The organism is Nocardia albiluteola (genome assembly GCF_018860155.1).
Lineage (GTDB): Bacteria > Actinomycetota > Actinomycetes > Mycobacteriales > Mycobacteriaceae > Nocardia > Nocardia albiluteola.
Genome location: NZ_JAHKNI010000001.1, coordinates 1 through 13,322, shown reverse-complemented (window position 1 = coordinate 13,322; position 13,322 = coordinate 1). Strand labels below are relative to the sequence as shown.

Genomic DNA, 13,322 nt, shown 5'->3' with positions numbered 1-13,322 from the left:
GGATGGGCTCGTCGTTCGGGCACCGCTGCTCGCTCCTTCGTCGCATGCGCAGCGGCACCCGAACGACGAGCCGCGCCGAAAAACCTGCAGGTCTACTTGCTGTGCCTATCGCTTCGCGGGCGAGGTCCAGCCGGACGCAGGCGCTTCGCCGTTGGGCTCGTCGGTGGTTGCGTAACCGGGCCGTCGTCGCGGCGCAGTGGCACCCGAATGACGGGCCGCGTCGAAAGCCTGCGGGTCTACTTGCTCAGCCTGTCGCTTCGCGGGCGAGTTCCAGCCGGACGCAGGCGCTTCGCCGCTGGGCGCGGCGATGGTTGCGTAATCGGGCCATTGCGGGAGGCCGTGTGCTCACCTGGGGAGGGGGACGCTGAGGCCCGGGAAGATCTCCACCTGCTTCGGAGGCGTCGGACCGGGGGGCGGGGGCGGTGGGGCGATCACGACGGCCGTGGGAGGCGTGGGCGGGGCCAGGACGTCGAAGGGGCCCTGTGATTGCTGGGCGGGGGCGGGCGCGGCGATGAACGGGCCCTGGCTGGCCGAGGAGGGCGGTACCGGGAACTGTTCGACCGGGGTGCCGCTCAGGGCGCCGTCCATCGTGTGCTTCCAGATGTCCGAGGGCAGCCCCGAGCCGTAGATCGGGGCCCCGCGCGCGGTCCGGATCGGCTCGGACTGGGCGGTGCCGATCCACACCGCCGTCGACAGTGACGGGGTGAATCCGATCATCCAGGCGTCCTTGTCGGCCCCGGTATTGCCCAGCTGGGTGGTGCCCGTCTTGGCGGCGGCGGGCCGGCCGGCCAGGGCGTGCCCGTCCGAATACGCCGGGATGGGCAGCATCGCCGAGATCGTGGTGTTGGCCGCGGCGGCCGGAATCCGCTGCTGCGAGGGCAATTGGCCCTGGCCGGGCACCCCGCGATCCAGCAGCACCCGGCCGTCGCCGGTCACCACGCGCTGGACGAAATACGGCGGCCGGTAGACCCCCGATGCCGCGATCGTGGCATACGCCGAGGCCATATCGATGGGCCGCACCGAATACACGCCCAGCACGATCGCCGGTGCGGGCGGACCGCCGGGCTCGGACAGGCTGGTACCGGCCACGCCCGGAATCTGGTCGGGTATCCCGGCCTGGTGCGCGGCATCGGCGATCGCCCTGGGGCCGACGGTTTCGGACAGGCGCATGAAGCTGGTGTTCAGCGAGCGTTTGAAAGCCTCGGCGAGCGAACAGGTTCCACAGAATTCGCCCTCGACGTTGGTGATCTTGACCCCGTTCACCGTCAGCGGCGAGCTGTCGATCGGGTACGACAGTGGGATGCCCTGCTGCAGGGCGGCCAGCACGGCGAAGGTCTTGAAGGACGAACCGGTCTGCAAGGGCGCCTGCGCGAAATCGAAACCCACGCCGTCCTGGCCGCCGTAGTAGGCGCGCACCGCACCCGAGCGCGGGTCGATCGAGACCACCGCGGAGCGCAGCTGCGACGGCTGGGAGTCCAAGGTGTTGTGCACGGCCTCCAGGGCGGCCTGCTGGGCGCGCGGGTCGATCGTCGTCATGATGTTCAGCGCACCGGTATTGATCTCCTGCTCGCTGACCCCGGCCGCGCGCAGCTCGGCCAGCACCTGCGTGCGGATCAGGCCGTTCGGGTCGTGTGCGGCATCGTCGGCCAGCACGGTGACCGGCACGACGGGGGGAAAGGTCACCGTCTTACGGCCCTTCGCCGTGAGCGTGCCCATCGTGACCATGCCGTCGAGCACGTAGTTCCAGCGCGACTGCAGCTGCGGCATATGGGTTTCCGGATCCAGGATCGACGGCGAGCGGATCACCGACGCCAGCACCGCGCCCTCGGCCAGGGTCAGCTGCGGGACCGCTTTGCCGAAGTACGCCCGGGCCGCCGCGGCGATGCCGTAGGCCCCGCGGCCGTAGTAGATCGTGTTGAGGTAGGCGGCCAGGATGTCGTCCTTGCTCCACTGCCGCGCCATCTTCGCCGAGATGATCAGCTCGCGCATCTTGCGCGAGAGCGTGCGCTGCGAGCTCAGGAAGGCGTTCTTGACGTACTGCTGGGTGATGGTGGACCCGCCGCCCGCGTCGTCGCGCCCGAGCAGATTATCGCGGGCCGCGCGCAGGAAGGCCTGGGTCGAGTAGCCAGGGTTGCTGTAGAAGGTGCGGTCCTCGGCCGAGACCACCGCGTCGCGGACCGCCACGGGCACCTCCGAGAGCGGAACCGGCGTCCGGTTGCCCTCGGGCGGAACGATTTTCGCCAGCACCGTGGTGCCGTCGGCGGCGATGATGGTGGCGATCTGCTGGGACTGTACCGCCGAGGGATTCGGCACCTCGGCACTCCAGTACGCCAGGACCAGCACCAATGAGGGGATGCCGACGAAGATGATGAACAGCGCCAGCAGCAGCCGCCGGATGCGCTGGGCGCGGGTGCGCGGCGGGCGCTCGTGCGCGGGCTCGGACCCGTCGGGCCGCGGACGGCGGCGCGGCCTGCCCGGCGCCGCGTGCTGATGACGCGACCGCCCCCCGATGAGATCGTTCCACCCGGCGATCGAGGCATACGGCGCCGGTTCCCGGGCGCCGTGGCGCCGCTTGCGGATCGAGTTCACGACTGCACCTCGCCGGCGCTCGGCTCCGTCGTGCGCGCGGCGCGCTGGCCTGATGGTTCACTCCGCTTCGCTCCGCTCACGATCATCTCCTCCCGGGAGAGTCGGCCAACTGCACGAACAGTGATCAACCACCACGCGAAAAACAGATCGAAAATAAGACTACGGCGAACTCAACCCCTGTCGCGCCCCTGTGAGCCGGATGTTATCACCGCGATCCGACACCGCACACGGCTGTTTCAACACCGCCGGCCGCCTTCTCGGATCTCGCCGCACCTACTCGTGCGGTGCCGAGGCGACAGCTGATTTCGTGAGCACATGGGTAACTCACCGGGGACGGGCCCACCGGGAGCGGGCCGTCATCCGCCGGCCCGACGAGCAAGCCCGCTGGTAGGGCGACGGCTCGCTGAAGTCGCGGGGGAGGCGAGGGAGTTAGCTCTTGACCCCGCCCGCGGTCAGGCCCGAGATGATGCGGCGCTGGAACAGCAGCACCATGATCACCAGCGGGACCGTCACGATGACACCCGCGGCCATGATCGCCGCATACGGCTGGACCAGCGGATCATTGCCCGAGAAGCGGGCGATCGCGACCGTCACCGGTTCGGTGGCGTCCGAGGACAGCAGGCTCGAGAGCAGGTATTCGTTCACCGCGGCGATGAACGCCAGGATCGCGGTGGTGAAGACCGCGGGCGCGGCCAGCGGCAGCATCACCAGCCGGAACGCCTGCAGGCGCGACGCGCCGTCGATGCGCGCGGCCTCCTCGAGCTCCCACGGCAGCTCGGCGAAGAACGAGGCCAGGATGTACACGGTCATCGGCAGCACGAACGAGATGTTCGGGATGATCATCGCCTGGTAGTGCCCGAGCCAGCCGATGCTGGTGAACAGCTGGAACAGCGGGGTTACCAGCACGACCACCGGGAACATCGACGCGCTCAGCACCAGCCCGGCGACCAGCGTCTTGCCGCGGAAGGTGATGCGTGCCAGGGCGTATGCCGCCATGATGCCGATCAGCAGCGCGATCGCGGTGGTGGCCGCGCCGATGACGACGCTGTTGGTCAGCGCCCGGCCGAAGTTGTTGCCGCGGCTGGTGTCGAAGGCGTTGGTGAAGTTCTTCGTCGTCAGGTGGGTGGGCCACGGGGTGTTGTCGAACTGGTAGGCCGGGTCGCGGAACGCGGTGACGGCCATCCAGTAGAACGGCCCCAGGCCCCACACCAGGATGATCAGCGCGCCGACATAGGTGCTCACGGAACGCAATCGGCGGCTCAGGGGCACTCGCGCCACGATCGGTGCGGCGGCGGTTTCGGTCTCGACGGTCATCTACCGTGCCTTCCGCTGTTCTTCCTGAGTCGCAACCGCATTCGCGCCCAACACCTTCACCAGCACGAATGCCACCGCGAAGATCAGCAGGAAGGTGATCACCGACAGGGCCGAGGCGCTGTTGGCGCCCTGGCGCACCTGGTCGACCACCAGGATCGAGATGGTGCGCGTGTGCGGATTGCCCTGCGTCATGATGGCGGGCAGGTCGTACAGGCGCAGCGCGTCCATCGTGCGGAACAGGATCGCCACCAGCAGTGCGGGTTTGAGCAGCGGCAGCGTGATCTGGGTGAACCGCTGGCGGGCCGAGGCGCCGTCCACGCGCGCGGCCTCGTACACATCGGCCGGAATCACCTGCAGCCCGGCCAGAATCAGCAGCGCCATGAACGGGGTCGTCTTCCAGACGTCGGCGATGATGACCGCGAACCGGGACCACCAGGGATCGGTCTGCCACAGGATGTGGGTGCCCAGCACGCGATTGACCACGCCGTCGTACTGGAACATGAACTCCCACAGCCGCGCCGTGACCGCGGTCGGGATCGCCCACGGGATCAGCACCGCCGCCCGCAGCAGCGCCCGGCCCTTGAACGTCTTGCCCATCACCGTGGCCATGCCCAGGCCGATGGTCGTCTCGAGCGCCACCGTGATGACCGTGAACAGCACCGTGACGATGATCGAGGCCCAGAACTGCGAGCCCAGGTTGCCGGTCGGGCAGGATTCGATGCCGCCGGAGGGCAATTGGCACTGCTGCGCCAGCCAGTGCGTGTAGTTGCTGAACCCGGCGCTGCCGCCGTTGACGAACATGCCTGTCACCGGGTCGAGGCCGGAGTCCTTCTGGAAGGACATCCACACCGCCCGCACGACCGGATAGCCGATCACGACCGCGAGGGCCACCAGCACGGGTGCGACGAACAGCCAGGCGCGTCCCGGCCCCTGCAACAGGCCGCGCCGCCCGCTACGCGAACTCGGGCCGGCCTGGGCAGCGGTCACCCCCGCTGCTCCCGAAGGATCTGACACCGTTGACTACTCCTCCGGGCTGGGATTCGAGCTGTGATCGGGGCGGCCGGTCAGGAACCGGCGGCCTCGATCCCCTTCTGCATTCCGGCAATCGCGTCGTCGACCGACTTGGTCCCGGTAATCGCGGCATAGGCATTGTCCTGAATGGCCTTGGACACCGCGGGATAGAACGGGGTCACCGGGCGCGGCACGGCGCTGGCGATCGAATCCTTGAGGGTGGGCAGGAAGGGAAACTTCGCGATCAGCGCCGGATCGTCGTACAGCGACGAGCGCACCGGGGGCAGCGCGCCCTCGGCGAGGATGCGCTGGGCGTCCTCGCTGATCAGGAAGCGCAGGAAGTCCAGCGCGGTCGCCTTGTGCTTGGAGTAGGCGCTGATGGCGGCGTTGTAGCCACCCAGGGTGGAGGCGCCGACGCCGTCCTTGCCGGGCAGCGGGGCGACGCCGGTCTCACCCTTCACGGTCGAGGAGTCGGCCTGGGCCACGCCGTAGAAGTTCGGCCAGGTGCGCAGGAACAGCAGCTTGCCCTGGGCGAAGGCGTTCTGGCTCTCGGGCTCCTTGAAGGAGATTGCCTCCTTGGGGATGTCGCCGTTCTTATAGGCGCCGGCGAGCACCTGCAGGCCCGCGCGCGCCTGCGGGCTGTTGATGGTGGGGGTCTTGCCGTCCGGGCCGACGAAGGTGCCGCCGTAGGCGTTGATGACCTCCGCGGCGTTCACGGTCAGGCCCTCGTAGGGCGCGAATTGCCCCGCGTAGCAACCCACGCCGTGCGCCTTGGCGACGGTGCAGTCCCCGAGCATCTCGGTCCAGGTCTTGGGCGGGTTGGGGACCAGGTCCTTGCGGTAGTACAGCAGGCCGCCGTTGGTGTTCAGGGGCGCGGCGTACAGGTTGCCCTTGTAGGTGGCGCTGGCCACGGTCGGCGAGAGCAGGGTCGAGGTGTCGATTGCGAAGGAATCCTTCAGCGGCTGGATCCAGCCCTTGGCCGCGAACTCCGCGGTCCACGTGACGTCCAGGGCCATCACGTCGTAGTCGGACTGCTTGGCCTGCATGTGCTGGGCCAGGTCGTCGTGCTGCTGGGAGGCGTCGTTGGACTGTTCCTTGAAGGTGACCTTCTCGTCCGGGTGCGCCGAGTTCCAGCGGTCGATGAACTGCTTGACCGCGCCGGTCTCGGAGGTGTCCTTACCCTCGACGAAGGTGATCGGTCCGCGGCCGCTGAGGTCCTGGGAGGCGGGGTTGCTCCCGGTGCCGCTCGAGCAGGCGGATGTGAAGGTCGCGGTGAGCAGGGCCGCGGATGCGGCGGCCAGTGCCGCGCGGGACGCGAGCGAGCGTCGTGACGTCACCTTGTTCAAAGCCATCGATACTCCAGGGTCGAAACGAGCACAGCCGCCGGTGCGCGCGGCGCGATGTGGGACCGTCGTGAGTGGGAACACACTCAGCCGCTTGCACAAGGCAAGATACATTGTTCGGGGCCGGTTGTGTCGGTTGGTTCTCTTATTCTGGTCTCGATGTCGACTCAGCAAACTCAGGACAAGTTGCTCACGCGCATCGGTGGACTGCTGCGTCAGGCGGAGTCGACCGACAACGAGCACGAGGCCGAGGCCTTCCTGACGGCGGCGCAGCGCCTGGCCACCCGGTCATCGATCGATCTGGCCGTGGCGCGCGCCCACGTGACGGGCCGGGAGCGCCGGGCGGTGCCCGTGCAGCGGATCATCGAGATCGGCGCGGCGGGTAAACGAGGCTTGCGCACCTATGTCCAGCTATTCGTGGCGATCGCGGCCGCGAACGATGTGCGCTGCGATGTGGCGCGCTCCTCGACGCAGGTGTACGCCTACGGTTTCGACACCGATATCGCGGCGTGTGAGGCGCTGTACGCCAGCCTGCTGGTGCAGATGGTGCGGGCCTCGGACCTGTACATCAAGTCGAAGCAGTATCGGTCGGCGACGGTGGAGCGGGTGATCGTCGAAAAGCGCTGGGGGCGCACGGTACAGCGGCGGGAGCAGGCGCCGGTCGCGGCGGTGACGGCGCGGCTGAATTTTCAGATGGCGTTCGCCGCACGTGTCGGCCGTCGGCTGGCCACGGTCAAATCCGAGGTACAGGCCGAGGTTCGCGCCGAACCCACCGCCGCGCCCGGCACGGCGGTGGCGCTGCGGAACAAGGAGCTCGAGCTGACCAGCTTCTACACCCGCACCTCCGAGGCCCGCGGCACCTGGCGTGGGCCGCAGGAGTCGGCCGGCTACTCCCCCGGGGCCCGGCGCGCGGGCGACCGGGCGGGCCGGGCCGCGCGGCTGGGCAATTCGCCCGAGCTCGGTGCGGCCCGTGGGCAGCTCGATCCGGGAGAGGAGTGAGTTCCGCTGGTGCGTACCGTCGCCGGCGAGGACTGCCGGGGCGGGGCGCTGGTGTGGAGGGGCGGGCGGTGAGTGCGACGGGCACGACGGGTGAAGCCGGCACGACGAGTCTCTCTCGCGCCGAACAGATCAAGCGCCTGCGGATCGTGGCGGCCGGTGGGGAGGAGGGCGTCGTGCAGAGAGTGCGGGTACGCGGCGCGGTTCGCGAGGCCGGAGTGTGAGTGTGCGAGATGCACAGCGCGCCAAGGTGTACGACGCCGAGGGGCTGGTGCGGCGGATGTTCGACCGGGCCGATGAGCACGGCATGCGGACCGTGGAGCTGTACGGATCGCAGATCACGCTGCCGATCGAGCGACGGTTCGGTTCGGTGGAATCGGTGCAGAGCTATGTGGATCGGGTGCTGGCGCTGAACTGGGTGCGGGCGCGCTGGGAGCGGTCGGGTACCCCGGTCGCGGTGCGGGCGCGCGTGGGCACGGCCGCGGCCCACTACGAGCCCGAGCGTGCCGTGCTCGCGGTTCCCCTGCATTCCGGCGGAACCGCCTGGGCGCTGCGGGAATTGGTGATCCTGCACGAACTCGCCCACCACCTCGCGCCGGCCGAGCCGCAGCTGCCCGCCCACGGTCCCGAATTCTGTTCCCGCTACCTGGATCTGGTCGAGGAGATCATCGGGCCGGAGGCGGCGCTGCTGCTGCGCACGTCCTTGCTGAGCTGTGGCGTGGCCGTGGGCTGAGGTCCGGGTTCACCGGACGGTGATGCTGTCGCCGAGCGGGGGGATCCGGAGCTGGGCGGCACGGCCGCCGTAGGTGAAGGTGGTCCGCAGGTACTCGAGGTTCTCGCTGAAGTGGGCCCAGCCCTCCGCGTGCACCGGGATGATCGCCGCGTCCCCGAGCGCTTCGGCAGCCTGCAGCGCGGTGCGCCCGTTGAGTGTGACGTCCGAGTCGCCGAAGCGGCCGACGTTCGCCGCGCCGACGTTCAGCAGTGCGATATCGATGCGGCCGATTCTGGCGGCGATCTCCTCGACGAGGGCCACCGAGGCGTTGTCCCCCGAGACGTACACCGTCGGCCATCCCGGCGCACTCAGGACGAAGCCGGTGACCACGCCGGACAACGCCTCGGCGCCCTCGGGTCCGTGCAGCGCGGGGACCCCGGTCACCGTGGCCTCGCCGATCCGCAGGGTCTCCCAGTTCTCCAGTCCGCGCACGCCCGCGATCCGCGCGGCCGCGTCGGGGGTGGACAGCACCTGTCCCGCCGTGGTGAGGAATTCGCGCCCGGACGTGTCGAGGTTGTCAGCGTGCTGATCGTGCGACAGGAGCACGACATCGATCGGCCCGATCGCATTCGCGGGGACCGCCGGACCGGTCAGCTTGTGCAGCTGGATGGGGCCGGAAGGGTAGTCCTGGGGCTCGTCGAAGGTCGGGTCGGTGAGCCAGGCCAGGCCGGCGTACCGGAACCGGACGGTGGGCCCGCCGACGTGGAGCAGTTCGAGTGCGGTGGCAAGTGTTTCGGTCATGGGGATCAGTGTCGTCCGCCTCGGGCGCGACAAACAGTGGCCCGAAGGCCACTCATCGATACAATTGGGCCATGCATCGGGTCGCAATCCTCGCCTTCGACGGCATCAGCCCCTTCCATCTGTCCGTGCCGGGATTGGTGTTCGGCCGAATCGGCACCAGCGCACGGGAATCCGCGCCGTATCTCGTCGAGACCTGTGCGCAGGAGCCCGGAATCCTGCGCACCCCGGGCGATGTCGAGCTCACCGTGCGCCACGGACTCGAGGCGATCGAGCGCGCGGACACGGTCGTGGTTCCCAGCTGGGATCCCGGACTCGAACTCTCCCCGGCGATTCGACGGGCCCTGACCGATGCGCACGCGCGCGGCGCGCGCATCGTCGGGCTGTGCCTGGGCTCGTGGGCGATCGCCGCCTCGGGGCTGGCCGACGGCCGCGAGCTGACCACGCACTGGTCCACGGCCGCCGCGCTGGCCCGGACTTTTCCCTCGGTCCGGGTCCGCGCCGACGTGCTGTGGACCGATCTGGGCGATGTGGTCACCTCCGCGGGGGTCGCGGCCGCGCTGGACTGCTGCCTGCATCTGGTCCGAGCCGACCACGGCAGTCGCGTCGCCGCCGACCTGGCCCGCATCCTGGTCATGGCCCCGCACCGCGGCGGTTCCCAGGCGCAGTACATCCCGATCGCCGTGCCCGACGTCGGGGGCGATGATCCGATCGAACACGCGATGATCTGGGCCCGAACGCATCTGGGCGACCAGGTCGACCTCGACGGCTGGGCCCGCACCGCGCTGATGTCCCGGCGCACGTTCACCCGGCGCTTCCGGGAGCGCACCGGCTCGAGCCCGCAGCAGTGGCTGCTGCACCAGCGCCTGGACCGGGCCCGGCTGCTGCTCGAATCCACCGACGACACGATGGACCGCATCGCCACCGACACGGGCCTGGGCTCCGCGGTCAACCTCCGCCAGCATTTCCACCGCGCGCTGGGCCTCTCGCCCGCCGCCCACCGGGCGGCATTCCGCAGCGCCTGACGGATTATCGCTCCAGCAGCGCCCACACCCGGGCGAGACGCTCGCGCCACCAGCGGACTCGCTCCGGGTCGGGATGCCGGAACTGTTGCAGCAGTTCGGGATCCGGCTTCGGGGCGGTGCGCGGGACCGGAAGGTGACCGTCAGCGGGGCGCGACGAGTCGCCGACGAGATCGCCCTCGAACAGGTTCACCGTGCCCAGGCCGCAGGCGAAGTCGAGTTCGGGCAGGGCGCCGGCCAGGGCCAGCTGAGCGCCGAGGCCGACGCTGGTCTCGAGCGCGGAGGAGACCACGCAGGGCAGGCCCGCCGCCTCGGCCACTCGCAGGGCGCGGCGGACCCCGCCCAGGGGTGTGCATTTCAGGACGGCGATATCCGCGGCCCCGGCGACGGCGACGCGCAGCGGATCCTCGGCGCGGCGAATGGATTCGTCGGCGGCGATGCGGACGTGCACCCGGCGGCGCACGGCGGCGAGTTCCTCGATGGTGCGGCAGGGTTGTTCGACGTACTCCAAACCGCCTGCGGCGCGGTCGATCCGCTCGATATTGGCGACCGCGGTATCGACGTCCCACACCGCGTTGGCGTCGATCCGCACCGCGCCGCCGGGGCCGAGCGCGGCGCGCACCGCCTCGACCCGGGCCAGATCCTCGCTCAGCGACTCCGGATGGTCCGCTACCTTGACCTTCGCCGTTCCGCAACCCGATCCGGCGACGATCGCGTGGGCGCGCGCGGCATCGACGGCCGGCACCGTGCAGTTGACCGGGATGCGATCGCGCACGGGTTCCGGCCATCCGACGGTGACCTGTTCGAAGGCGGTGGCCAGCCAGCCGGCCGCCTCGCGGTCGTCGTACTCGGGAAACGGGCAGAATTCACCCCAGCCGAGCGGTCCCTCGATCAGCATTCCCTCGCGCACGGTGATGCCGCGGAAGCGGGTGCGCAGGGGGATCGCGTAGACGAAGGCGGATTCGAGATCCAGCGGCGCGCTCACCCGGCCAGCCTAATCCGGGCGGGCGCGGCTACTGTTCCCGCGTCGCGCGGAAGGCGCGGACCCGCTCCCGGTTGCCGCAGGTCGCCGACGAGCACCCGCGCCGGGCCCGGCCGCTGGGGGAGGCGAGGAATACCGTGCCGCAGGCCTGCGCCTCACACTGGTGCAGCCGGTCGCGGTCCGGGCCGGTCAGCAGGTCGGCGGTGTCGCGGGCGATGGTCGCCGGCGCGCCGGTGACCGTCGCCGGGCCGGGCGCGAGGCGGAATCCGTTTCCCTTGTCCCAGAGCGGCTCTCGGTGATCATCCGATCGGGTCGCGGATTCGACGGCGGACAGCGTACAACGGAATTACCCAGTTGGCCCGCCGCCGCCTGGACCCGGCCGAGCAGGATCGACACCGTGGATGTCCAGGGTGTCGATAGTAGATATCTGAGGTACCCTCGATGGAGGAGGTGTTGCAATGGCTATGGTGAAGACACCCATCGAAATCGACGAGCAGGCGCTGGCAACCGCTGCTGAGGTACTCGGCACGAAAACAAAAAAGGACACTGTCAACGCGGCGTTGCGCGAGGTCGGACAGCGTTTGGAACGGTTGCGGGCCCTCGCGCGATTGGGCGAGATGGCCGATGCCGGTGACTTCGACGAATTCCTCGGGAACAAGGCGGCCTACCGGACGTGACGGCTGCCCTCTATCTGATCGACACCTCAGGCCTGTTCCGGATTTTCCAGGACAAGCTCCGAGCTGCGTGGGCAGAGGAAATCACCGCAGGAGTAATCGCGATCTGCCCGGCCGTGGAGTTGGAGTTCCTGTACTCGGCCCGGTCTGCCGCGGATCGAATCGAGAAGCTTCGGCTGCTGCGAACGTTGTTCGGCTGGGTGCCCATGGCGGAACGGGCATATGAACGCGCTGCCGAAGTTCAAGAAATGCTGACAGCCCACGGGCAGCACCGCTCCGCCGGGCCGGTCGACCTTCTGGTCGCGGCAACGGCGGAGCGGGAGGGCCTGATAGTGCTCGCCGACGACAAGGATTACCGAACCATCGCACGGGTCACCGAGCAACCCGTGCGGATGGTTACCGACCTGCCGCGGCCATAACCTCGTTCAGAGGCGTTCCAGGATCATGGCGTTGGCCAGTCCACCGGCCTCGCACATGGTTTGCAGGCCGTAGCGGGCGCCGCGCTCCTGCATGGCGTGCACCAGAGTCGTGGCGATGCGGGCTCCGGAGGCGCCCAGCGGATGGCCCAGGGCGATCGCGCCGCCGTTGACGTTGACCCTGCTCAGGTCGGCACCGGTGTCCTTGGCCCAGGCCAGCACCACCGACGCGAAGGCCTCGTTGACCTCGAACAGATCGATGTCCGCCAGACTCAGGCCGCTGCGCTGCAACACCTTCCGGGTCGCGGGAATCACGGCGGTCAGCATCAGCAGCGGATCGTCGCCGGACCGGAAGTGACTCCAATCCCTGCTAATCGAGCCCTTCGTCCAGTTCCTCCCAGGTGAGGCTGGTCTGGAAGGGCGTCAGGGTGTCGATGGCGGCGGCAAAATTGTCCGTGCGGTTTCGGTGCCCATTGGAGACGTACCGGCCTTCGGAATTGAGCGTGAGCATCTCGATGGAGACGACCGGGCCGTCGTCGTTGGCCATGCGGACGATCCAATAGTGCTGGATTCCGAACCGGGCGTACTCGGCCCGTTTGTCGATGGTGTCAGCGGTGACGGTGGTCGGGGATACCACCTCGACGACCAGGATCGCGTCGGCGACGGTGGGTTTGGTCTTCCAACGGTGCCGAGGCTGTTCGATGCATCGGTAGACGATCACGTCGGGCCGCTTGTAGTGAAAGGGGACCTCCGACACGAGCATGTCGATATCGCGATTCACCCGCAGGCATTGTTGCCGATCCGTTCGTTTGGCCTCGCCGTCGGCAAGGGCCCGTTCGATATTGCGCGAGACGGCATTGTGGTTCGGCGAGGGCGACTCGCAGAAGACGATCATCCCGTCCTTGATCTCGACAGACCGCGACACTTCCTCGGGCATCGCGAGGTAGTCGTCCATGTCGACGGTCTGGCTATAGGTCTTCGGCGAAGACCAGTCGAACGCATGCGACACTGGGGTGACCGCCCTTCGGCTCGGGATTCCCCTGCATCGTACGTCGAGTGCCGTGTGCGTGGACGGATGCCGCCGGTGGCGTACTGCGCGCGACCGGCGGCAACGCGCCCGGGCCGATTCAGAGCCGTTCGAGGATCATGGCGTTGGCCAGTCCACCGGCCTCACACATGGTTTGCAGGCCGTAGCGGGCGCCGCGCTCCTGCATGGCGTGCACCAGAGTCGTGGCGATGCGGGCTCCGGAGGCGCCCAGCGGATGGCCCAGGGCGATCGCGCCGCCGTTGACGTTGACCCTGCTCAGGTCGGCACCGGTGTCCTTGGCCCAGGCCAGCACCACCGACGCGAAGGCCTCGTTGACCTCGAACAGATCGATGTCCGCCAGACTCAGGCCGCTGCGCTGCAACACCTTCCGGGTCGCGGGAATCACGGCGGTCAGCATCAGCAGCGGATCGTCGCCGG

Annotated in this window: 14 protein-coding genes and 2 pseudogenes; 6 read left to right on the top strand and 10 right to left on the bottom strand. The window is 69.0% G+C overall.

Annotation, left to right across the window (positions count from 1 at the left end):
- Window positions 1-345 precede the first annotated feature (345 nt).
- The 4 genes from KO481_RS00080 to KO481_RS00065 form a co-directional block, all read right to left on the bottom strand.
- Complete coding sequence (locus KO481_RS00080) at window positions 346-2,589, bottom strand: transglycosylase domain-containing protein (protein ID WP_215914874.1); 2,244 nt, start codon at window positions 2,587-2,589, stop codon at window positions 346-348.
- A gap of 429 nt (window positions 2,590-3,018) precedes the next feature.
- Window positions 3,019-3,903 carry a carbohydrate ABC transporter permease gene (locus tag KO481_RS00075; protein ID WP_215914873.1) on the bottom strand — a complete coding sequence of 295 codons (885 nt, stop codon included), beginning with the start codon at window positions 3,901-3,903 and terminating at the stop codon, window positions 3,019-3,021.
- A complete protein-coding gene (locus tag KO481_RS00070) occupies window positions 3,904-4,842 on the bottom strand; it encodes a carbohydrate ABC transporter permease (RefSeq protein ID WP_245400286.1) in 939 nt (312 codons plus the stop codon).
- Window positions 4,843-4,967: 125 nt separating this feature from the next.
- On the bottom strand, window positions 4,968-6,266 hold the full coding sequence (locus tag KO481_RS00065; protein WP_215914871.1) for an ABC transporter substrate-binding protein: 1,299 nt from the start codon (window positions 6,264-6,266) through the stop codon (window positions 4,968-4,970).
- A gap of 150 nt (window positions 6,267-6,416) precedes the next feature.
- On the opposite strand from KO481_RS00065, the gene KO481_RS00060 reads away from it, so the two are divergent.
- The 3 genes from KO481_RS00060 to KO481_RS00050 all read left to right on the top strand — a co-directional run bounded on the left by KO481_RS00060 (window position 6,417) and on the right by KO481_RS00050 (window position 7,986).
- Complete coding sequence (locus KO481_RS00060; protein ID WP_215914870.1) at window positions 6,417-7,256, top strand: DUF2786 domain-containing protein; 840 nt, start codon at window positions 6,417-6,419, stop codon at window positions 7,254-7,256.
- Window positions 7,257-7,324: 68 nt separating this feature from the next.
- A complete protein-coding gene (locus tag KO481_RS00055; protein ID WP_215914869.1) occupies window positions 7,325-7,477 on the top strand; it encodes a hypothetical protein in 153 nt (50 codons plus the stop codon).
- Window positions 7,474-7,986 carry a TIGR04338 family metallohydrolase gene (locus tag KO481_RS00050; RefSeq protein ID WP_215914868.1) on the top strand — a complete coding sequence of 171 codons (513 nt, stop codon included), beginning with the start codon at window positions 7,474-7,476 and terminating at the stop codon, window positions 7,984-7,986. The genes KO481_RS00055 and KO481_RS00050 overlap by 4 nt, the downstream gene beginning before the upstream one ends.
- 9 nt (window positions 7,987-7,995) lie before the next feature.
- Here KO481_RS00050 and KO481_RS00045 read toward each other — a convergent pair whose 3' ends face one another.
- Window positions 7,996-8,766, bottom strand: coding sequence for an MBL fold metallo-hydrolase (locus KO481_RS00045; RefSeq protein WP_215914867.1), 771 nt, complete (start codon window positions 8,764-8,766; stop codon window positions 7,996-7,998).
- A gap of 71 nt (window positions 8,767-8,837) precedes the next feature.
- Between KO481_RS00045 and KO481_RS00040 the strand changes: the two genes are divergently transcribed.
- Window positions 8,838-9,788, top strand: coding sequence for a GlxA family transcriptional regulator (locus KO481_RS00040; protein ID WP_215914866.1), 951 nt, complete (start codon window positions 8,838-8,840; stop codon window positions 9,786-9,788).
- A gap of 4 nt (window positions 9,789-9,792) precedes the next feature.
- Here KO481_RS00040 and KO481_RS00035 read toward each other — a convergent pair whose 3' ends face one another.
- Both KO481_RS00035 and KO481_RS44635 read right to left on the bottom strand, forming a co-directional pair.
- Window positions 9,793-10,770, bottom strand: coding sequence for an o-succinylbenzoate synthase (locus tag KO481_RS00035; protein WP_215914865.1), 978 nt, complete (start codon window positions 10,768-10,770; stop codon window positions 9,793-9,795).
- 28 nt (window positions 10,771-10,798) lie between these two features.
- A complete protein-coding gene (locus KO481_RS44635; RefSeq protein ID WP_372451912.1) occupies window positions 10,799-10,936 on the bottom strand; it encodes a CGNR zinc finger domain-containing protein in 138 nt (45 codons plus the stop codon).
- 289 nt (window positions 10,937-11,225) lie between these two features.
- Here KO481_RS44635 and KO481_RS00025 point away from each other — a divergent pair, with 289 nt between their 5' ends.
- Window positions 11,226-11,444: a type II toxin-antitoxin system VapB family antitoxin gene (locus KO481_RS00025; protein ID WP_245400203.1), complete on the top strand. Its 219-nt coding sequence runs from the start codon at window positions 11,226-11,228 to the stop codon at window positions 11,442-11,444.
- Complete coding sequence (locus tag KO481_RS00020; RefSeq protein WP_215914864.1) at window positions 11,441-11,860, top strand: PIN domain nuclease; 420 nt, start codon at window positions 11,441-11,443, stop codon at window positions 11,858-11,860. Before KO481_RS00025 ends, KO481_RS00020 begins: the two co-directional genes overlap by 4 nt.
- A gap of 6 nt (window positions 11,861-11,866) precedes the next feature.
- Here KO481_RS00020 and KO481_RS00015 read toward each other — a convergent pair.
- From KO481_RS00015 to KO481_RS00005, 3 genes and pseudogenes are all read right to left on the bottom strand, one after another.
- Window positions 11,867-12,202, bottom strand: a pseudogene (locus KO481_RS00015) (steroid 3-ketoacyl-CoA thiolase); the annotation flags it as partial.
- A 25-nt stretch (window positions 12,203-12,227) separates the two neighbouring features.
- Entirely contained in the window at window positions 12,228-12,812 is a 585-nt protein-coding gene (locus KO481_RS00010) for a Uma2 family endonuclease (protein ID WP_215914863.1), read from the bottom strand.
- Between the two features lie 172 nt (window positions 12,813-12,984).
- A pseudogene (locus KO481_RS00005) lies at window positions 12,985-13,322 on the bottom strand (steroid 3-ketoacyl-CoA thiolase); the annotation flags it as partial.

Coding starts and splice junctions, on each gene's coding strand:
- KO481_RS00075 (WP_215914873.1), bottom strand. CDS start 3,903: ATGACCGTCGAGACCGAAACCGCCGCCGCACCGATCGTGGCGCGAGTG.
- KO481_RS00065 (WP_215914871.1), bottom strand. CDS start 6,266: ATGGCTTTGAACAAGGTGACGTCACGACGCTCGCTCGCGTCCCGCGCG.
- KO481_RS00060 (WP_215914870.1), top strand. CDS start 6,417: ATGTCGACTCAGCAAACTCAGGACAAGTTGCTCACGCGCATCGGTGGA.
- KO481_RS00045 (WP_215914867.1), bottom strand. CDS start 8,766: ATGACCGAAACACTTGCCACCGCACTCGAACTGCTCCACGTCGGCGGG.
- KO481_RS00040 (WP_215914866.1), top strand. CDS start 8,838: ATGCATCGGGTCGCAATCCTCGCCTTCGACGGCATCAGCCCCTTCCAT.
- KO481_RS00025 (WP_245400203.1), top strand. CDS start 11,226: ATGGCTATGGTGAAGACACCCATCGAAATCGACGAGCAGGCGCTGGCA.
- KO481_RS00010 (WP_215914863.1), bottom strand. CDS start 12,812: ATGGACGACTACCTCGCGATGCCCGAGGAAGTGTCGCGGTCTGTCGAG.